We start from the raw sequence: 19437 nt of genomic DNA, 5'->3' as shown, positions 1-19437 counted from the left end.
GCCCCTTCATTCTTATAACTTATAGGCCGCCTTCGGCAGATTATAGGTCAGGTCTTTGATCGTCTCCGCTGCCTCTTCGATATCCAGGCGATGCTCGACGACCAGACGCGCCAGGAAGTTGGCATCGATGCGGCGCGCGACGTCGTGGCGCGCCGGGATCGACAGGAAGGCGCGGGTGTCGTCGTTGAAGCCGACCGTATTATAGAAGCCCGCCGTTTCCGTGACCTGCTCGCGGAAGCGCGTCATGCCTTCCGGCGAATCGTGGAACCACCACGAGGGGCCGAGCTTGAGGATCGGATAGTGCCCGGCCAGCGGCGCCAGTTCGCGCGAATAGCTGGTTTCGTCCAGCGTGAACACGATCACCGTCAGGTTCTTTTCGTTGCCGAACGCATCCAGCAACGGCTTGAGTTCGTTGACATAACCCGTCGCCATCGGGATATCGCAGCCCTTGTCACGACCGAAGGTCTCAAAAACCTTCTGGTTATGATTGCGGAACGAACCCGGGTGGATCTGCATGGTCAGACCGTCGTCGAGGCTCATGCGGGCCATTTCGGTCAGCATCTGGGCGCGGAACAGCTCGGCATCGGCGGCGGTGAAATCGCCCTTGATGATGCGGTTGAACAGGGCCTCGGACTCGGCGGTCGACAGGTTCGCCGTCTGCGCCGTCGGATGACCGTGGTCGGTCGAGGTCGCGCCCAGTTCCATGAAGAAATCGCGGCGGATACGGTGGGCCTTGAGGTAACCGGTCCAGCTATAGACGTCCTCGCCCGACAGTTCGGCGAACACCTTCAGCTTGTCGCGGAAATCCTCGTGTTCGGCGTCGATGACCGGGTCCGGGCGATAGGCCGTGACCACGCGGCCTTTCCAGCCGGACGCCTTGATCTTCTGATGGTGCTCCAGCGTGTCGGTCGGGCTTTCGGTCGTCGCCAGAAGCTCGATGTTGAAGCGTTCGAACAGGGCGCGCGGCTTATAGGCGTCGGACGCCAGAAGCTCGCCGATGCGGTCGTAATAATGATCCGCCGTGGTTTCATCCAGACGCTTGTCGAAGCCCATGATCTCGCCGAAGACGTGGCTCATCCACATCGAGGTCGGCGTACCGCGGAACAGATGCTGGTTCGACGCGAAAATCTTCCACGCGGCGCGCGGATCGGCGGTCGACGGGCCGGCCTTGGAGCCGACGCCGACATCGTTCATGGCGACGCCCTGCGAATAGAGCATGCGGTACGCATAGTGGTCGGGCGCCAGCAACAGCTCGGTCGCATTGCCGAAGTTTTCATTGTCGGCGAACCATTGCGGGTCGGTGTGGCCGTGCGGCGATAGGATCGGAAAGGCTTTGACGAGCGCATAGAGTTCGCGGGCGACGGCGCGCTGCGCCGGGTCGGCCGAAAACAGGCGATCTTCGTTCAGAATCAAGGGCTTGGACATGCGAATTTTTTAACCGTTAAAAAGCGAGCCGACGGATCGTTGTGCGTTCTTTTTTGCGATCACTGGCCCCAGATCTCCCGCCGCAACAGGTAACCGGTGTCATGATTTTAATCAACGTTTTTTTAGAGACTGTTTGGGAAGTCAGCGGCTGAGCGCCCGTGAGGGATTTTTTTCGATCCGCAAGGCGGAAACGAAGTCGCGATGTGAACATCGGGGCAAGTTTCCAACACAGCGGGCGGAAATAAAGACCCGCGGGAGCGACCCGAAGGCTTTCCAAACAGTCTCTTAGACGCGCGCAACCTATTCGGCTTACGGTTTGAAGTCCGGCTCACGCGGACCTGTCGATTCCCGTACAATCAGCGCCGTATCGAAAATAGTGGTGTTGCGGCGGGGCTTCTCTTCGGAAATAAGGGTTTCCGCCGCCGTGCGCCCGATGTCGCGGATCGGCGCCTTCACGCTGGTCAGGCCCGGCGTAATGCGCGACGCGATCGGAGCGTCGTCATAGCCGATGACGCTCAACTCATCGGGGATGGTCAGGCCCAGTTGCGCCGCCGCCTTATAGGCACCGATCGCCATCTCATCGTTCGACGCAAAGATGGCCGTCGGACGCGGCGACAAGGCCAGCAGATGACGGGCGGCCTCGAACCCGGATTCGAAGGTATATTCCCCGCCGGTGATCAGCTCATCCGACAGACTCAGGCCATGCCGGGCCAGCCCTTCGTCGAACCCCTGGCGACGTTCCCGCGCCGAAGCATAGCCCGCCGGGCCGGAAATGAAACCGATGCGCGTATGACCCAGCTCGACCAGATGCTCCGCCGCCGCCAGACAGCCCTGTCTGTCCCGTGATACGACCTGCGGCGACAGGATGGGCGGCGTGTTTTCCGCGCCATGCATGGCGGTAATCCGCACATAGGGCACATCCAGATCGTCGAGCATGGCGAGAAGCTGGCGGTTTTCGGCGATCGGCGGCAGCAGGATAACCCCGGCCAGCCTTTGCAGTTCGACGAAATCGCGGATTTCCTCAAGAAAATCGTCGCTGTTCTTGTCGCAGGGATGGACGATGATCTCGGTGCCCGACCCGCGGATACAATCGAGGATGCCGGCCTGAATATTGACGACGTACTGTGCATTGGGGTTATCGTAGATCAGCCCCAGCAAAAACGAGCGGCGAAAGGCCAGGCCGCGCGCCTGCGGATCGGGCTTGAAACCGATGCGGTTGATGATGGCATTGACCTGCTCCCGCGTTTCGGCGCGCACCGAAGGCGAATTATTGATAACGCGCGAGACCGTCTTTTTCGACACCTGAGCCAATGAGGCGACGTCGTTGATGGTCGCCTTTTTGCGGCGCTGAAGGAACGCTTCGACCGGATCGACAGCGGACGGACCGGAAGGGGTTTTCGAAGACGGCGGTATGGACATGAAGGCGAGCGGTTCCGGATTCGACCCGAGGGTTCTTATTATTCGGTATTATGCGCAAAGCCGACCGATGAGCAAGCTGTTGCTTTTTTTGACGCCCGTGACGCTGGGCTCTTGCCTATAGGACCGGTTCAGCAGTATGACACCGGTTACCAAGTAAAGACAACAATAAAGTTTCATCTGCCCCAATGGGGCGGTTGAGGAGCTTGAGCCCATGCCGAACGATACCCCCTCCTGTGCGGTCCTGAGCGATAAAGACGCCGCAACGCCAGCCATGTCGCGCTATGTGCGCGTCCATTCGACCGATCACGTCGCCATTGCGGTCGAGCCGCTGAGCGCCGGTGAGGTTTTGCGCTTCGGCGATCTGACCGTGACCCTGGCCACCGATATCCCCAAGGGTCACAAGATCGCGCTCTACGATATCGCCCCCGGTCAGGAGGTGCTGAAATTCGGTTTCGTCATCGGCAAGGCCATCGCCCCGATCGCGGCGGGCGAACATATCCACACCCATAACCTGGCGACCGCTCTGAGCGGGGTCGAAGACTATGCCTATCTCCCCGAACCCGCCGAAGGCCCGGGCTCGCATCCCGACAGCCGCACCTTTATGGGGTATCGTCGGGCGGATGGTCGTGTCGGTATCCGCAACGAAATCTGGATTCTGTGCACGGTGGGTTGCGTGGCCCGCACCTCCGAGCGTCTGGCCAAGGTGGCATCGGAACGTTTCAAGGGCCGGGTTGACGGCGTCTATGCGCTCACCCACCCGCTCGGCTGCTCGCAACTGGGTGACGACCTCAGCCATACGCGCAAGCTGCTGGCGGCGCTGGCCTCGCACCCCAATGCCGGGGGCGTGCTGATCGTCGGTCTGGGGTGTGAAAACAACCAGCTTACCGCCCTGCTCGACGAAATTCAGGGTCGCAGTCCGGATCGCCTGAAATATTTCGCGGCCCAGATGGTCGATGACGAGCACGAGGCGGGTCTCGAAGCCTTGGAAGAACTGGTCGCCGTGGTCGAAAAGGACCAGCGCGAACTATGCCACGTCTCTGATCTGGCCATCGGCGTGAAATGCGGCGGATCGGACGGCTTTTCGGGCCTGACCGCCAACCCGCTGGTCGGTCGCGTCGCCGACACGGTGGCGCAGGCCGGCGGCATGTCGATCATGACCGAAATTCCGGAAGTGTTCGGCGCCGAACGCATCCTGATGGCCCGCGCCAAGGACGAGAACGTGTTCCATGAGATCGTCGACGTGGTCAACGATTTCAAGCAATATTTCCTCGACAACAATCAGCCTGTCTTTGAAAATCCCTCGCCGGGCAACAAGGCCGGCGGCATCACCACGCTGGAAGAAAAGTCGCTTGGAGCCGTACAAAAAGGCGGTCTGAGCCAGTTGACCGAGGTCCTGCGCTATGGCGAGCGGGCCAGCCAGCCCGGCCTGTCGCTGCTCGAAGCGCCCGGCAATGACGCGGTGTCCTCGACGGCCCTGACGGCGGCGGGCGCGGTCATCGTCCTGTTCACCACCGGCCGCGGCACGCCCTTGGGCTTCCCCGCGCCGACGCTCAAGATCGCCTCGAATACGGCGCTGGCCGAAAAGAAGCCGCACTGGATCGACTTCAACGCCGGTCAGGCGCTGGAAGGCAAGACGCTGGACGAAACCGCCGACGATCTGATGGATTTGATCCTGCGCGTCGCGTCGGGCCAGCAAAGCAACAACGAAAAGAACGAAGAACGCGAAATCGCCATCTGGAAGAATGGCGTGACGCTCTGACCCTTATTCACAACCCCCTATACTTTCGCCCTCTCTCAAGAGAGAGGGAATTATACAGGAACCCCTCATGACCCGCCTGTCGCTTGCCACGCTCGATGCCCTGAAATCCGACGTCATCAAACCTGCCTACGATCCGGCCAGGGTCTCCGTCGGCATCGTCCATTTCGGCCCCGGCGCCTTCCACCGCGCCCATCAGGCGGCCTTTGTCGATGCGCTGCTGGCCAGCGATCCGCGTTGGGGCATCTGCGGGGTTTCCCTGCATTCCAAGGGTGTGCGCGATGCGCTGGTGCCGCAGGACGGCCTCTATACGCTGGCCATCCTTGACGAGAAGATCGAGTATCAGATCCTCGGCTCGATGCGCGAAGTGCTGGTCGGTCCTGAAGATATCGAGGCCGTTCTGGAGCGCCTGACGCGTCCCGAAGTGCAGATCGTCACCTCGACCGTCACCGAAAAGGGCTATTGCCTCGACCCGAACTGGGAACTCGATTTCAACAACGCCGACATCGTCCACGATCTCGCCAACCCCGCGACGCCGAAATCCTATATCGGCTATGTGGCCGAGGGCCTGCGCCGCCGCTACGCCGCCGGTGTCGCGCCGTTCGTCCTGATCCCGTGCGATAACCTGCCCAAGAACGGTCATCGCCTGAAAGCCGCCGTGGTGGCCTTTGTCGCCAAGCTGGACGCCCCCCTCGCCCAACGCATTGAGACAGACCTGTCTTGCCCGTGCACCATGGTCGATTCGATCACCCCCGCCACCGACGACGCCCTGCGCGAGCGCGTGGCCGAGGCTATCGGCGTCAGCGATGCCTGGCCGATCCAGCGTGAAGCCTTCACGCAGTGGGTGGTCGAAGAACACGTCCACCAGGGCGGCCCCGACTGGGCCAGCGTCGGCGTCATCCTGACCGACAATGTGCCGGCCTATGAACGCGCCAAGCTGCGCCTGCTTAACGGGCCGCACTCGACTCTGGCCTATGCTGGGCTGCACAAGGGGATCGAGAGCGTGTCCGAAGCCATGAAGGACGCGGAACTGGCCGAACTGGCCCGCGACCTGATGATTTCCGACGTCGTGCCGCTGCTGGAAGCCCCGAAAGGTCTCGATCTGGTCGACTATTCCGAAGCCATCCTTAAGCGTTTCCGCAATCCGGCCATCAAGCACCTGCTGGCGCAGATCGCCTGGGATGGCTCGCAGAAGATCCCTATCCGCCTGCTGTCCTCGCTGTCGGAAGCCCTCGAAAAGGGTCAGGACGTATCGCGCTTTGCCGTGCCGCTGGCCGCGTGGGCGCGCTTTATCCGTGACAAGGCGGTCTCGGGCGGCACGATCACCGACCCGCTGGCCGCCGACCTGATCGCCCTGGGCCAGGGCCTGACCGACGATGTGGCGGATGTGACGACGGTGCTGGCGTTCCGAAAGGTTTTCCCCGAAGGACTCGCCAGCGATCCGCGCGTGATTGCGGCGGTCGAAGCCGCGTACAAGACTCTTCTGTCTCGCGAAAATGTCGCAGCCTGATTGACAGCGTCCGCACGGCGGTCATAGGTGTCTCCGACCTTGAGGAACACCCATGACCGCTCTCCCTGCCCTGCCCGATCATCCCCCTGCTGCCGACCGCGTCATCGCCCTCAGCGAAGGCGCGGCCAATATTGCCGAAGGCGAGTGGCCCGAGCGGCGCTACAACCGCGTCACACGCGCCGAACTGCACGAATATAAGATCGAAACACCGCGTGGGCGAGCGCTGGTCTATGGCGGCGGCGGCTATGTTAATCTGGTGGCCGATCGCGAAGGCATCGAAATTGCCCTGTGGCTCAACGCGCTGGGCCTCGACGCCTATGTGCTGGTCCATCGCCTCCCCGGCACCGATGATGGTCCGGGCGATATCCACCCGCACGATATCGCGCTTCAGGACGGCATGACCGCGCTCGATCATCTGGCGACGCTGGACGCGCTGCCGTTGCTGCATGTCGGCCTGTCGTCGGGAGGACATCTGGCCGGGGTCATGGCCTGTCAGCCGCATGAACTGACCGCCAAAGGCGTGCTGATCGCCTATGCACCGGTCAATGCTAACCACAAGGATTACAAGGCCCCCGCGGGCAAGCCAGACTTTCCGCCGGTGCAGAAGCAGGATTTCTACAACGCATGGCCGGTCGGCATCGCCGCCGAGCCACACGGCGTGCCGCAAATTCCGGTCTTTCTGGCCTATGCCCTGCACGATAAGATCGTCCCCATCGACCACGCCCTGAACTTCATCCGCACGGCGCAGCAGACGGGGGCCGATCTGGAAGCGCACATCTTCCCGCAGGCCCCGCACGGCTTTGCTCTGCGCGAACTGGACGGCACCCACGATCAGTGGCCGGCGCTGGCCGCGCGCTGGTTCGACAAGGTTCTGGGGTGAATATTCGTCCTGCCACCACCGCCGATGCCCCGCGCCTGATCGCCATCTGGGAAGACTCGGTGCGCGCCGCCTATCACTTCCTTAGCGAGGCCGACATCGACTTTTACCGGCCCTATCTGCTGGCCGGACTGGTCGGGGGCGAGGTGTGGGTGGCGGAGATTGGCAACCAGTCGGCAGGCTTTGCGACACTGGTCGGGGAGAATGTACTGGCCATGCTGTTCGTCGCTCCGGCGTTTCAGCGCCACGGCATCGGTCGCGGTCTGATCGACCACGCGCAAGCGCTGAAAGGCCCCCTGACCGTCACGGTTAACGAGCAGGTCGACGGCAATATCACCTTCTACGAAAAGTGCGGTTTCACCATAACAGGCCGGTCGGAAACCGACGATGCGGGCAATCCTTACCCCATCGTGTTTATGGTGCAGAATAGGTAGCTCTATATTTCGCTAGGCGGCCCGGCCTTGCCGACTTTCAAGCGGGGCAACCGGGAGGCAAAGGCTGGTAAAGCCTTAGCCTTGACTTGCTTTTGAAACTCCACCTCGGACAGGGCGCCCGCGTGGGGCTGATCTGCCGTATCGGCAGCAAGATCAATAACAAAGTAAGAGACGTGCCCCTCGACCGCCTGCTTGACGACAAGGTAATGCTCGTCAAAACCCAGAGCTAATACTTTACCAGGCACAACCGCTGTGCAATCGCCCTCCGGCGGCTCATTCCATCGGCACAAACTTAAATCTCCCGGCTCGCGGCGTATCTGATCGCCTGCCCGTGCCACGGGAAACTTTTCTGTTTGGCGAGCTATATAATACCTATCCGTCAGGTGAGCACTTTCCCCGTAAAGGGGTGGCAGGTGTCTTGGGGGTTTGAAATCCACACGGCAACCACCGAGCAATAGAAGGCATAGCGCAATACCGATGCGCGACATATCCACCCTCCCTAAAGACCCCTCCATACGAAGCTTACGTCCCCGCCTGAACAAAAGGCACCTTGTCGAACAACCTGCGCTCCGCCCCGCGCGGGTCATTGGCCAGCTTCGGCGGCAGGTCCATCAACATCGTCTCGCGGTTGGGCAAGCTGTAGGGCGTCCATTTCGGCAGGGCCGCGGTCTGCGGCGATCCCGTTCGGGCAAAGGCGATAAACGCATCGGAGAACAGATCCGCCATTTTCCGTGCGCCTTCGGAGTCTGTGGTCACCGCACTCGGCACCGCCGTATTACGGAAGACCAGCGGAATTTCTACCGCGTGCGGCGCGCCGTACTTGCCGCCATCCTTCGGGCTTTGCCAGTTGGCCTGATAGACGAAGGTTTTAGCGCCCACCTTGGCCCGTTCCTCGGCTTCGATAACCGCGCCGCGCCAGGACCGCCCTGCCGTTGTCGCGGCAAAATAGATATCGGTCGGTGTCATCTGCGGATAGAGTTTGCGGTAGGTGTCGATCACCAGATAGGGATCTATATCGACGCGATAATTGGGCGGCAGTTTTTCGGCCAGCGCCTCCCACGTAAGATTCTGGAATTCCGGATTATTGACCTGAAACCCCTTGGTTTCATTCAGGGTATTGCCGATAATCATCGGCATGTTACGCGATTGCGGCGCGGCGTCGGGATAGAAGGGATGCCGGAACAGATGCGTCTCGTCCAGCACCGGCCCCATATAGACCCCGCCCCCCAGCACCGGATCGGTGGCTTTCAAAGCCGTGACCAATTGTTCCCACGGCAGGGTCTGCACCGCCGCCAGACCGTCCGCATCGGGCTTCAGATTGAGCGCCGCCAGAAACGCCTTGGCGCGCAAAGTCGCATTGCCGGGGCCGGAGGCGGTGACCTGCTGCCCGCTCATGGTCGCGGCCTTGTGGAACAGACCTTTGGCGGCGGGCGTCGCCATCATGGTCGCGATCTTGGCACCGCCGCCCGATTGACCGAAGGCCATGACATTGCCGGGATCGCCGCCGAACTGAGCGATATTGTCACGCACCCATTCCAGCGCCAGAATGATATCAAGCTGCCCGCAATTGCCGGACAGGGCCAGCGGCCCCGCCTTACCGGTAATCTGCCGCTCCAGCCGCGCCAGATATAGATAACCAAAGGCGTTGAGCCGGTGATTGATCGTCACCACCACCACATCGCCGTGCAAAGACAGGTTCGTCCCGTCATATTCCGCGTGCGAGCCTGACCCGTTCGAATAGGCCCCGCCGTGCAGATAGACCATCACCGGGCGTTTGGTTTTGGTACTGGCCTCCGGCGTCCACACATTGAGAAACAGGCAGTCTTCGCTCTTGCCGTAAGAATCGGGATTGCTACCTTGCGGGCTTGCCGGGCCATATGTATCGGCCAGTACTGGCTGCGTCCACGCAACGGGCTTGCGCGGCGGCTGAAAGCGATGCGGCGGCGCGGTCGTTTCGCCATAGCGCAGCCCCAGAAACACCACGGCACCATTCTTGACCTGCCCGATAACCGGCCCTGCTACGGTCTTGACGGTAACGGTCGCGTCGGCGGCTGACACCGGTGGCACGGCAGATGACAAGGCAATGGCGGAAAGGCCCGACAGGACTTGGCGGCGGTTCATGAGGGTTTCCTGTGTTTCGGATTATGTTCTTCTTGTGAGCCGAGGTTTGCGCGGAAACACGCAAAAGTAAAGGCGTCACGCCTTGTATTGGCCGCGATTTTCCGGTTATTTCAAAGGCATGAGTTTGTCGCCCGCGCTTATCGATGGTTTCAACCGCCGCATCTCCTATGTGCGGATTTCGGTGACGGACCGTTGCGACCTGCGCTGCACCTATTGCATGCCGGAAAGACAGACCTTTCTGCCCCGAAAAGAACTGCTGAGTTTCGAGGAGCTGGAGCGTCTGAGCCTGTTTCTGATCGATCGCGGCGTCGAACGTCTGCGCATCACCGGCGGCGAACCTCTGGTACGCAAGGGCATCCTCGATTTCCTCAAACGACTGGGTCAGCAGGTTCACAATGGGCGTTTGAAAGAACTGACCCTGACGACCAATGGCACCCTGTTGAAATCCGCCGCGCCGCACCTGGTTGAGGCGGGGATCAGGCGCGTCAATGTCTCGCTCGACAGCCTCAGGCCCGACGTGTTTCGTCGCATTACGCGCACCGGCAATCTGGGCGTGGTGCTGGACGGCATCGAGGCGGCGCAGACGGCCGGCCTTCGGGTCAAGCTGAACGTCGTCGCCCTTCAGCAGGACAATCGCCACGACCTGCCCGATATCATCCAGTTTGCCCACGCGCGCGACATCGACGTGTCGCTGATCGAGACCATGCCGCTGGGTGACGAAATCGAGGGCCGGGAAGACCAGTTCGTCTCTTTGCGCGAGGTCATGAGCGACCTGCATAGCTTCTGGGACATTACGCCGGTTTCCGACACCACCGGCGGCCCGGCGCGATATTATCGCGTGGCGGAAACCGGCGGCAAGCTAGGCCTAATCACGCCGCTCAGCCATAATTTCTGCGATACCTGCAACCGCGTGCGCGTCACCTGTACCGGCCAGCTCTATATGTGCCTAGGGCAGGACGATCACGTCGATCTGCGCACGGCCCTGCGCGAAGACCAGACAGATCAGTCTTTAACTGACGCTTTCAAGGCGGCGCTGTCGCATAAGCCGAAGGCGCACGACTTTTTCATCGCCGGTCACGGCGCACCGCCGCCCCAACGGACCTATGTGCCGCGCCGGACCATGTCCGTCACCGGCGGTTAATTTCACAAGCGAGACTTTCATGGAACTGACAGAGACAGAACGGTCCTATCTGGGGGCAGGCCGCATCGATGCCGACCGCCCGTTCAAAAGCGTCAATATCGCCGTCCTGACCGTGTCCGACAGCCGCACGCGCGAAAATGATACGTCCGGAGATTTGCTCGATAAGCGGATTACGGCGGCGGGTCATCATGTGGCCGCACGCGAACTGGTCCGCGACGATAAGGATCATATCCGCACCGTCATAACCAACTGGATCGAGTCCGGGAATGTGGACGTGATCATCTCGACCGGCGGTACCGGCATTACGGGCCGCGACATCACGCCTGAAGCCGTCGAACCGATGCTGGACAAGCGCATCGAAGGCTTTTCGACCATCTTCCATATGGTCAGTTTCCAGACGGTCGGCCTGTCCACCCTGCAATCGCGGGCCCTGGCCGGGATTATCCGCGGCGTCTTCATCTTCTGCCTGCCGGGGTCGAACGGCGCGTGCAAGGACGGCTGGGACAAGGTCATCCGCTGGCAGCTCGATTCACGCCACGGCCCGTGCAATATGGTCGAACTTATGCCCCGGCTCTTAGAAAAATGACTCGCAAAGGCATTACCGTCGATGAAGCGCGCGCCTTCCTGCGTGAGGTCGCACCGGCGCCCGTGCCGCGCAAGATCGCCCTGCGCAAGGCGCTCGGCCGCGTCCTGACCGCGCCGGTCGTGGCCACCCGCGACCAGCCGCCGTTCGACGCCTCGGCCATGGATGGCTACGCCATATGCAAGTCACTGACCGATCCGGTGGCCCAGAGCGCGCCGCTAAAACTGATCGGCGAAAGCATAGCCGGTAAGCGTTTCGAAGGCCGCGTCGAATGGGGGCAGTGCGTGCGCATATTCACCGGCGCCCCGGTGCCGGACGGCGCCAAGGCCGTGGTTATTCAGGAAAACGTGCGCCATACGGACCATGGCATCTTCATCGAGGCCGATGGCTGGAACGATCCCAAGACCCATATCCGCCCACGCGGTCAGGACTTCAAAGCCGGTCACGAACTGCTCTCCGCCGGTCTCAGGCTCGACCCGTGGCGGTTGTCGCTGGCGGCAGCGGCGGGCAGCAAATCTGTGACCGTGGCGCGTCGTCCACGCATCGCTATTTTGTCGACCGGCGACGAACTGGTCGCGCCCGGCGACGACCCGCGCCCTGATCAGATCTTCGAATCCGGCTCCTTCGCCCTGATGGCCATGTGCCGTCAGTGGGGGGCCAAGGCCGAATTTCTCGGCGTCGAAAGCGACGACCTCGATGGCATCCATGACGCGGTGAAAGCCTGCGAGGCCGACCTGATTGTCACGATCGGCGGGGCCAGCGTCGGCGATTACGACCTCGTCAAACCGGCGCTGGAACGCCTTGGCCTGACGCTCGATTTCAGCAGCATCAATATCAGACCGGGAAAGCCGACCTGGACAGGCACACTCGCCAACGATCAGCGCGTCCTCGGTCTGCCCGGCAATCCGGCCTCGGCAATGGTCTGCGCGCAACTGTTCCTGAAACCGTGGATCGAGGCGGCGCTGGGCCAACCCGAACCGCCGCAACCGCATCGCCTGCCTATGGCTTCGGATATTTCGGCCAACGGTCCGCGTGAAACCTTCCTGCGCGCCCGCATCGTCACCGATGCGTCAGGTCAACCCACCCTGAAACCCTTTGCCGATCAGGACTCGTCGCTCATCGCCGTCTTTTCGCAAAGCGATGCCCTTATCCGCCGTCCGGCCAATGCCCCGGCATTGCAGCGGGGGGAAATGGCAGAATATGTCCGGCTGGATCGTTACATCTGACTTAAAGGTGAATTGACCGGTTCCGCACCGCACCTAAAAGTAGCGACGCTCTTTTTGTACGCGTTCGCTTCTTTTCAGGCATGGCCCTAAAGGCCTCTTACCGCGGGACAACTCCTTATGAACGACACCCCCACAGGCGATATACCGCCCCTGCCGACGTCGACACCCACCGTCACCTCCGCCTCGCCGTCGCTGGTCGAACGCGTCAAGGGCATATTGCTGCGCCCGACGCCGGAATGGCAGAAAATCGACGTCGAGCCGTCGACGATCAGCGGCATAACCACCGGCTACGTCCTGATTCTGGCCGCTATTCCGGCGGTAGCGGGCTTTATCGGCCAGAGCCTGATCGGGATTTCCGTACTCGGCATCACCACCAAGGTCTCGGTGGTCAGCGGCTTGATCTATGCGGCCGTCATCTACGCCCTGTCGGTCGCCTCGGTCTATATCGCCGGCTTCATCATCGACGCCCTGGCGCCGAGTTTCGACGGGCAGAAGAACAATGTACAGGCCTTCAAGGTCGCCGCCTATTCGGCGACGGCCAGTTGGGTCGCCGGGATATTCGCGGCCATTCCGATGCTGGGTGTGCTCGGCCTTCTGGGCATATACGGCCTTTATCTGCTCTATACCGGCCTGCCGATCCTGATGAGGACCCCGAAGGCAAAGAGCCTCGGCTATACCGCCGTCGTCGTGGTCATCGCCATCGTCATCCAGATCATAATCGGCGCAATTACCGCCCCCATCCTGCTCATGGGGACACTGGCGGGCGGCGGTCTGCACACCACCGGCAATGTCAGCATCAACACCCCTGACGGCACGGTCAATGTCGAAGGCAACAGTCTGGAAACCGCCGCCAAACGCATGGAATCCGCCGCCAAGGCGATGCAGGACGGCACGGCCAAGCCAGCGCTCGATCCGGCCCTGCTCGACGGTCTCCTGCCGGGTTCCGTCGCGGGTGCCGCCAAGGCCGATGGCGGCACCTCCGCCGGGGGCGCGGGTAATTACTCGACTTCCGAAGCCCATGCGTCCTACGCCGTGGGCACTGGCCGCATCAACCTCAAGATCACCGACATTGGCGCGCTGGGGGCCATGACGGCGCTGGGCTCGGCGATGAAGGTGCAGTCCTCCAGCCAGAACGGCACGTCCTATGAAAAGGTCTCGACCGAAGGCGGCAAGCTGGTCTCCGAACGCTACGACAGCGCCGCCCGCAGCGGCAGCTATACGATCGTCGTCGGTGAACGCATCGCCATCGAGGCCGAAGGTTCCGATATCGACATCGCGACCCTGAAAGCGGCGGTTGCCTCGGTCGATCAGAACCGGGCTATGGCTTTGCTGAAGTAAGGCCGAGCCACGCCCAATAGATATCATAGACACCGGCGCGGGTGAGGGTCGAATGGTCCTCCCCCGCCATGCGTTTGAATATCTTCGGTTCATTGGCCAGAGCGAACAGGCGCTCACCATGATGGTAGGGCACGACGCTGTCGCGGTCGCCGTGGACGATGAGGACCGGCATGTGCACGTCCCTGATACGTTCGCGATTGGCGAATTTGTCCTTCATCAGCATCCCCACCGGCACGTAAGGATAGCGCTCCTGCGCCACATCGGACGCGGCCGTGAACGGCGCTTCGAGGATCAGCCCCCGCGCATTGCGCTGTGTGGCGATATAGGTCGCCGGGCCCGAACCCAGCGAATGCCCATGCAGAACGATCTGTTCGGGTTTGTAGCCTTGCCTGATCAGCCAGTCATAGGCCGCTAGTCCATCGGTCAGGATACCGGCTTCGGTCGGTTGACCGGTCGAGCCGAAGAAGCCGCGATAGGCCAGACTGAGGAAACCCATGCCTTTCGCCGCCATGCGTTTATAACGCCCGGCCTGCATGTCGAGGCCGCCGCCCTGGCCCGGCAAATAGAGAAAGACCAGTCCGTCTTTTTTAGCGGGCGGTGTGTACCAGCCGTTCAGGGTCTCACCGTCGGGCGTGGCGATTGTCACCACCTCGATGGCCACCCCCTCGACGTTCGGGGCCACGACCTCTTTCGGCGGGATGTAAAGCATATCGCGCTGCTTGATATAGAGGTAGGCGCACACCCCGGCATAGGCCAGAGCCACCGTCAGCAACAGGGTTAGAGCGCCCCGCATGATCCACTTCATTTGGCTTACCTCAAAAAGCGTTGACCGCGACTTCCGTTTGTTTGGCGCGGTGGTCGGCGGCGCTAAAACGCTTGACCAACTGCCAACCGGTATAGTCGCGGGCACCGGTGATGACCGACATATAACCGAAAAGCATGACAACTATGGACGGGGTGGACAATCCGGCCCTGTCGAGGCCTTCACCGGCCAGCCATATAGTAAACGGCAATATAGGCAGGCCCGCGAGCACGGTTACGGTCCACCAAGGCCTCAGGTCCGTCACTTCGCCGATACGCGTGCTTACCCGCTTTATGACTCTGAACGGCCCCCAGAGTGTGCCGATGGGGATCAGATAGGCCGCCACGGCCGTTGCGCCGCTCAACCCCGCATTCAGGCTCAGGCGACGCAGCCAGAATATCCAGAATAGCTGGGCCGCGACGTTGAGGGGCAGGTTGACGGCAGACAACAAAACACCCAGCAGCAATAAAACATTTACATCGTTCAGGCCTTGGAGATTGGGGTCGATAAGGACAGACAGACTGATGAGCAGCCCTCCTGTCAGCGACACCCCCAGACCGGACAGAGTCATACCTTTTAGCCAAAAGCTCAGACGTTTTGGTTCGCGGTAATCCATCGGCATCCCCCTGCGTCCGCCATAGTCGCCGCAATGGCTTAAGGCAAGGCCTGGCTAGCCAATCATATCGTCGCGGAGCGGTTCGCCGCGGGCGATATCGCGCGACGCCGTCTTATCCAACACGTCCCACAGACGTACCGGCGGCAAGCCCAGCCCCGGACGGATCGATTTGACATTGGCCTTGGTGAAGGGCTCACCAGCCTTGATATCCTCAACCACATAAAGCGAGCGGCGGAACTGTTTCGAGCCGCGCTCCGAGCCCAGCGTGTCGTAGTGAATCTGGCCCAGCGCTGCCCAGGCGTCCTTGCAGTCATTGACCAAGGCGGTGAATTCGGCGGGTTCCAGCGAAAATCCCGAATCCGGCCCACCATCGGCGCGCGCCAGCGTGAAGTGCTTTTCGATCACACAACCGCCTAAAGCCACCGACGCGACCGAGGCCGCGGTGCCGAAGGTATGGTCGCTGAGGCCCGACGGCACACCGAACTTCGCGCCGAGGTCAGGCACGACGCGGACATTGGCGTCGTGGATATTAGCCGGATATTCGCTGACGCAATGGAGCAGCACAATCTCCCCGGTGCCGAATTTGCGGGCCGTCTCGACGGCGGCGTGGATCTCTTCCAGATTGGCCATGCCGGTCGACATGATCAGCGGCTTACCCTTCGAGGCCGCATAGGCGACCAGCGGCAGATCGACCAGTTCGAACGAGGCAATCTTGAACGCCGGGGCGCCGAGGTCGTTGAGGAAATCGACGGCAGTATCATCGAACGGCGAGGAAAACATCGTCACGCCGCGTTTGGCTGCCCGCTCGAACAGCGCCGGATGCCAGTCCCACGGCGTGTGGGCCTCGGCATAAAGGTCGTAAAGCGAATACCCCTTCCACATGCCGCCGGTCAGCTGAAACTCCGGGCGATCGGATTTGAGGGTGATGGTGTCGGCGGTATAGGTTTGCAGCTTGATGGCGTCGCAGCCCGTATCGGCAGCGGCATCGACCAGCGCCAGCGCCCGGTCGAGCGATCCGTTATGGTTCCCCGACAATTCGCAGATGATGTAGGGGCTGTGCGCGGCACCAATCCTGCGTCCGGCGATGGTGAATTCGGGGGTCACGACAAAACCTCTTTCAACGCCTCGACGACCCGCGCCGGGTCGGCATCGGTCATGTCGGGATAGAGCGGTAAGGACAGGGTCGAACGATAAAACGCATCTGCGCCCGGCAGGTCGCGGGCGGCCAGTTGCCTCGTCTGCCAGTAGGGCTGGCGATGCACGGGGATATAATGGACCTGTGTGCCGATGCCGCGCGATTTAAGCTCAGCCATGACCTGAGCGCGGGATTTGCCGGCAGCGGCAAAATCAATTGCCACGGCCATCAGGTGGAAGACCGGATCGGTTCCCGAGTCAGCCGAAGGCCACGAGACAGACAGGTTCGTCTTTAGCAGATTTTCGTAGGCCGTAACCAGCGCCTTACGACGCTCGATAAACCACGGCAGGCGCTTCAACTGCGCCACGCCCAGCGCACAGTTCAGGTCCGGCAAACGGTAGTTGAACCCCAGCGCCTGCATCTCATAGACCCACGGCCCGGCATCGTCGCTGTCGCCATACCCGAGGCCGTCGAACCGCGCCGGATCGCGCTCGATCCCGTGACTGCGCAACAGGCGCAGTTGCCGCGCCAGATCGGCGTCGTTCGTGGTGATCGCTCCGCCCTCGCCCGTCGTCAGGGTCTTGACCGGATGGAAGGAGAAGACGGCCATATCGGAGGCCGCGCACGACCCGACCGGGCCTTGCCCGCCTTGCGTCCCCAGCGCATGACAGGCATCTTCGATCAGGAAGGCCACACGCGCCCGACAAACGGCGGATATATGGCCCAGATCGACCGGACGCCCCGCATAATGGACCGGAATAACCCCGGCAAACCGATGGCCGAGGCTGTCGATCAGACGCACCGCCGCATCGAAGCCCTCATCGGTGATCAGGCCCGTCAGCGGATCGACGTCGGCAAACACCACCTGAGCCCCGCAATAGGCCACGCAATTGGCCGAGGCGGCAAAGGTGATCGACGGCACGATGACGGCGTCTTCCGGGCCGAGATTTTGCGTCAAAACCGCCAGATGCAGGGCCGCCGTGCCGTTCGACACCACCACCGCCTCGTTCGCGCCGACGGTGGCCGCCAGTTCACGCTCGAAGCGCTCGACCATCGGCCCGGTCGTCAGGTAATCGGAATGCAAAGCCTCGACGACGGCGGCGATATCGCTGTCGTCGATCGACTGCCGGCCATAGGGCAGAAACCCGCTCACGCGAAATAGGCTTCCATCATGCCCTTGATGCCGTCGACATCCAGGCGTTCCGGATTGATGTCGCTGGAATAGGCAAAGCCTTCCTCGACCTTCTGCGCGCCGACGGTGTCGGCCCCTTCGCGCGGATATTCGACGAATTCCGGCTCGATCATATAACGGTCAGGCAGTTCCCAGGTGGCGCGGGAATCGTCAGCCGAGATCATGATTTCGTGCAGCTTTTCCCCCGGACGGATGCCGATCGTCCGCTGCGGCGCGTCGGGCGCCATGGCGGTGGCCAGATCGCTGACGGTCGTGGCGGGAATTTTCGGCACGAAGATTTCCCCGCCGCGCGTCGTTTCCAGACACGACAGGACGAAATCAACGCCCTGATGCAGCGAAATCCAGAAGCGCGTCATGCGCGGGTCGGTGATCGGCAGGTCTTTCGCGCCTTGCGCCAGCAGGCGCTTGAAATAGGGCACCACGGAACCGCGTGAGCCCACCACATTGCCGTAACGCACGACGCAGAACCGCGTGCCGATATCGCCGGACAGGTTATTGGCGGCGACGAAAATCTTGTCCGAGGCCAGCTTGGTCGCCCCATAGAGATTGATCGGCGAACAGGCCTTGTCGGTGGACAGGGCCACGACGCGCTTCACCCCTTGCTGTAGGCAAGCCCAGACGACGTTTTCCGCGCCGTTGACATTGGTGGCGATACATTCGGACGGGTTATATTCCGCCGCAGGCACCTGTTTCAGCGCGGCGGCGTGGACCACGATATCGACGCTGCGGAAAGCTAATTCCAAACGCGGGCGGTCGCGCACATCACCAAGGAAAAAGCGCAGCTTCGCCAGCTTTTCCGGCGGGAAGGTTTCTTCCAGCTCGCAGCGCATCTCGTACTGCTTGAGTTCGTCGCGCGACAGGATAATGACCTTGCGCGGATCGTATTTTTCCAGAAGCGTATGGACCAGCTTCTTGCCGAAGCTGCCCGTGCCGCCGGTAATCAGGACCGACTGGCCCTTAACCGGATCGCCCTGCGGCGCGAAATCCCTGAAAATATCAGCCATACGCATAGTTCCTGCCACTACTTAGGCGGGATTGTCGCGCGCGCCGCTGAAATATTGGTTAATATCCTAGGCCGTTCGCTTGCCACGTTGCCTGAGATCGCCCAGCATCTGCGGAATCAGCACCCACGGCTCGACGAAATAGCGCTCGAACAGACGTTTGGGCTCGTGGAAAAAGCGCACCAGCCACTCGACTCCCATCTGCCCGGCCCAGCGCGGCGGCGTGTACATGACCCCGGCCTCATAATCGAAGGCCGCCCCGACGGGCAGGATCACGCACTCGGGCAATTTATCGAGATTGTTGAGTATCCAGGTTTCCTGACGTGGCATACCCATGCCGACCAGCAGAACATCCGGTTTGTGGGCAAGGATATCCGCCAGCAACAGCTCGTTGGCCGGGCCGTTGACGTCGAAATAGCCGCTGCGCACCTCAAGCTGCGCGCCCGGATGGCGCTTGAGGATCGCCTGTTTCGACGCGGCATTATGTTCGGGCGCACCGCCGATGTGATAGACGCGCCAGCCCTCGGCTACGGCGCGGCCCCAGAAAGTGTCGCGGAAATCGAGATAGGTGCAGCGATGCGCCCGCGACACGTCGTGCCCCATCAGTTTCGCCCAGGCGATCATCGGCACCGAATCGATCTCGATCAGGGCCGCGTGATCGTAAAAGCGGCGCATATCGGCGCGCTTTTTGAACAGATACAGACTGTGCAGATTGTGATTGGCGACGATGGCCTTTTGCCCGCGCGCCGCACTGATGAAGTCCATCACCATATCGGGTGTGACGACATCGACCTCGGCCCCCAGCAGGGGCAGACGACGGACATGAGAAGGGCGACAAGGATGTTCCATGCCGCCCAGCCT

Annotated in this window: 18 protein-coding genes; 8 read left to right on the top strand and 10 right to left on the bottom strand. The window is 61.6% G+C overall.

What is annotated here, in order from left to right:
* Positions 1–12: 12 nt before the first annotated feature.
* Together uxaC and PQU92_RS05500 are read right to left on the bottom strand one after the other, a co-directional pair.
* Positions 13–1425 carry a glucuronate isomerase gene (gene uxaC, locus PQU92_RS05505; RefSeq protein ID WP_272747204.1) on the bottom strand — a complete coding sequence of 471 codons (1413 nt, stop codon included), beginning with the start codon at positions 1423–1425 and terminating at the stop codon, positions 13–15.
* 309 nt (positions 1426–1734) lie between these two features.
* Positions 1735–2844 (bottom strand): LacI family DNA-binding transcriptional regulator, encoded by a 1110-nt coding sequence (locus PQU92_RS05500; RefSeq protein WP_272747203.1) that lies wholly within the window; start codon positions 2842–2844, stop codon positions 1735–1737.
* 211 nt (positions 2845–3055) lie between these two features.
* Here PQU92_RS05500 and PQU92_RS05495 point away from each other — a divergent pair, with 211 nt between their 5' ends.
* From PQU92_RS05495 to PQU92_RS05480, 4 genes are all read left to right on the top strand, one after another.
* Entirely contained in the window at positions 3056–4603 is a 1548-nt protein-coding gene (locus tag PQU92_RS05495; protein ID WP_438263805.1) for a UxaA family hydrolase, read from the top strand.
* 67 nt (positions 4604–4670) lie between these two features.
* Complete coding sequence (locus PQU92_RS05490) at positions 4671–6110, top strand: mannitol dehydrogenase family protein (protein WP_272747202.1); 1440 nt, start codon at positions 4671–4673, stop codon at positions 6108–6110.
* 52 nt (positions 6111–6162) lie between these two features.
* Positions 6163–6990 carry an alpha/beta hydrolase gene (locus PQU92_RS05485; protein ID WP_272747201.1) on the top strand — a complete coding sequence of 276 codons (828 nt, stop codon included), beginning with the start codon at positions 6163–6165 and terminating at the stop codon, positions 6988–6990.
* On the top strand, positions 6987–7421 hold the full coding sequence (locus tag PQU92_RS05480; protein WP_272747200.1) for a GNAT family N-acetyltransferase: 435 nt from the start codon (positions 6987–6989) through the stop codon (positions 7419–7421). Before PQU92_RS05485 ends, PQU92_RS05480 begins: the two co-directional genes overlap by 4 nt.
* Before the next feature lie 2 nt (positions 7422–7423).
* Here the strand turns inward: PQU92_RS05480 and PQU92_RS05475 are convergent, their stop codons facing one another.
* Both PQU92_RS05475 and PQU92_RS05470 read right to left on the bottom strand, forming a co-directional pair.
* Positions 7424–7909 (bottom strand): hypothetical protein, encoded by a 486-nt coding sequence (locus tag PQU92_RS05475; protein WP_272747199.1) that lies wholly within the window; start codon positions 7907–7909, stop codon positions 7424–7426.
* A 34-nt stretch (positions 7910–7943) separates the two neighbouring features.
* A complete protein-coding gene (locus PQU92_RS05470; protein ID WP_272747198.1) occupies positions 7944–9542 on the bottom strand; it encodes a carboxylesterase/lipase family protein in 1599 nt (532 codons plus the stop codon).
* Positions 9543–9660: 118 nt separating this feature from the next.
* On the opposite strand from PQU92_RS05470, the gene moaA reads away from it, so the two are divergent.
* From moaA to PQU92_RS05450, 4 genes are all read left to right on the top strand, one after another.
* Positions 9661–10683: a GTP 3',8-cyclase MoaA gene (moaA, locus tag PQU92_RS05465; RefSeq protein ID WP_272747197.1), complete on the top strand. Its 1023-nt coding sequence runs from the start codon at positions 9661–9663 to the stop codon at positions 10681–10683.
* Positions 10684–10702: 19 nt separating this feature from the next.
* Positions 10703–11269, top strand: a complete 567-nt coding sequence (moaB, locus tag PQU92_RS05460) for a molybdenum cofactor biosynthesis protein B (RefSeq protein WP_272747196.1) — start codon at positions 10703–10705, stop codon at positions 11267–11269.
* Positions 11266–12492, top strand: coding sequence for a molybdopterin molybdotransferase MoeA (locus tag PQU92_RS05455; RefSeq protein WP_272747195.1), 1227 nt, complete (start codon positions 11266–11268; stop codon positions 12490–12492). Before moaB ends, PQU92_RS05455 begins: the two co-directional genes overlap by 4 nt.
* 117 nt (positions 12493–12609) lie before the next feature.
* Complete coding sequence (locus tag PQU92_RS05450) at positions 12610–13830, top strand: Yip1 family protein (RefSeq protein ID WP_272747194.1); 1221 nt, start codon at positions 12610–12612, stop codon at positions 13828–13830.
* Here the strand turns inward: PQU92_RS05450 and PQU92_RS05445 are convergent.
* From PQU92_RS05445 to PQU92_RS05420, 6 genes are all read right to left on the bottom strand, one after another.
* Entirely contained in the window at positions 13811–14635 is an 825-nt protein-coding gene (locus tag PQU92_RS05445) for an alpha/beta hydrolase (protein ID WP_272747193.1), read from the bottom strand. The two genes, PQU92_RS05450 and PQU92_RS05445, sit on opposite strands and share 20 nt — an antisense overlap.
* A gap of 10 nt (positions 14636–14645) precedes the next feature.
* Positions 14646–15248 carry a hypothetical protein gene (locus PQU92_RS05440; protein ID WP_272747192.1) on the bottom strand — a complete coding sequence of 201 codons (603 nt, stop codon included), beginning with the start codon at positions 15246–15248 and terminating at the stop codon, positions 14646–14648.
* 54 nt (positions 15249–15302) lie between these two features.
* A complete protein-coding gene (pseI, locus tag PQU92_RS05435) occupies positions 15303–16352 on the bottom strand; it encodes a pseudaminic acid synthase (protein ID WP_272747191.1) in 1050 nt (349 codons plus the stop codon).
* The gene (pseC, locus tag PQU92_RS05430) at positions 16349–17536 is read right to left on the bottom strand and encodes a UDP-4-amino-4,6-dideoxy-N-acetyl-beta-L-altrosamine transaminase (RefSeq protein ID WP_272747190.1); all 1188 of its coding nucleotides are present in this window, start codon (positions 17534–17536) and stop codon (positions 16349–16351) included. Before pseC ends, pseI begins: the two co-directional genes overlap by 4 nt.
* A complete protein-coding gene (gene pseB, locus PQU92_RS05425) occupies positions 17533–18579 on the bottom strand; it encodes a UDP-N-acetylglucosamine 4,6-dehydratase (inverting) (RefSeq protein ID WP_272747189.1) in 1047 nt (348 codons plus the stop codon). Before pseB ends, pseC begins: the two co-directional genes overlap by 4 nt.
* 66 nt (positions 18580–18645) lie before the next feature.
* The gene (locus PQU92_RS05420) at positions 18646–19425 is read right to left on the bottom strand and encodes a WecB/TagA/CpsF family glycosyltransferase (protein WP_272747188.1); all 780 of its coding nucleotides are present in this window, start codon (positions 19423–19425) and stop codon (positions 18646–18648) included.
* Between the last annotated feature and the right edge of the window lie 12 nt (positions 19426–19437).

The organism is Asticcacaulis aquaticus, assembly GCF_028550415.1.
GTDB classification, from domain to species: Bacteria; Pseudomonadota; Alphaproteobacteria; order Caulobacterales; family Caulobacteraceae; genus Asticcacaulis; species Asticcacaulis aquaticus.
The sequence above is the reverse complement of the archived record's forward strand: the minus strand, read 5'-3'. Positions and strand labels throughout refer to the sequence as shown.

Coding starts and splice junctions, on each gene's coding strand:
- PQU92_RS05455 (WP_272747195.1), top strand. CDS start 11,266: ATGACTCGCAAAGGCATTACCGTCGATGAAGCGCGCGCCTTCCTGCGT.
- PQU92_RS05490 (WP_272747202.1), top strand. CDS start 4,671: ATGACCCGCCTGTCGCTTGCCACGCTCGATGCCCTGAAATCCGACGTC.
- PQU92_RS05445 (WP_272747193.1), bottom strand. CDS start 14,635: ATGAAGTGGATCATGCGGGGCGCTCTAACCCTGTTGCTGACGGTGGCT.
- PQU92_RS05475 (WP_272747199.1), bottom strand. CDS start 7,909: ATGTCGCGCATCGGTATTGCGCTATGCCTTCTATTGCTCGGTGGTTGC.
- PQU92_RS05450 (WP_272747194.1), top strand. CDS start 12,610: ATGAACGACACCCCCACAGGCGATATACCGCCCCTGCCGACGTCGACA.
- PQU92_RS05485 (WP_272747201.1), top strand. CDS start 6,163: ATGACCGCTCTCCCTGCCCTGCCCGATCATCCCCCTGCTGCCGACCGC.
- PQU92_RS05470 (WP_272747198.1), bottom strand. CDS start 9,542: ATGAACCGCCGCCAAGTCCTGTCGGGCCTTTCCGCCATTGCCTTGTCA.
- PQU92_RS05495 (WP_438263805.1), top strand. CDS start 3,056: ATGCCGAACGATACCCCCTCCTGTGCGGTCCTGAGCGATAAAGACGCC.
- uxaC (WP_272747204.1), bottom strand. CDS start 1,425: ATGTCCAAGCCCTTGATTCTGAACGAAGATCGCCTGTTTTCGGCCGAC.
- PQU92_RS05500 (WP_272747203.1), bottom strand. CDS start 2,844: ATGTCCATACCGCCGTCTTCGAAAACCCCTTCCGGTCCGTCCGCTGTC.
- moaA (WP_272747197.1), top strand. CDS start 9,661: ATGAGTTTGTCGCCCGCGCTTATCGATGGTTTCAACCGCCGCATCTCC.
- PQU92_RS05420 (WP_272747188.1), bottom strand. CDS start 19,425: ATGGAACATCCTTGTCGCCCTTCTCATGTCCGTCGTCTGCCCCTGCTG.
- PQU92_RS05440 (WP_272747192.1), bottom strand. CDS start 15,248: ATGGATTACCGCGAACCAAAACGTCTGAGCTTTTGGCTAAAAGGTATG.
- pseB (WP_272747189.1), bottom strand. CDS start 18,579: ATGGCTGATATTTTCAGGGATTTCGCGCCGCAGGGCGATCCGGTTAAG.
- moaB (WP_272747196.1), top strand. CDS start 10,703: ATGGAACTGACAGAGACAGAACGGTCCTATCTGGGGGCAGGCCGCATC.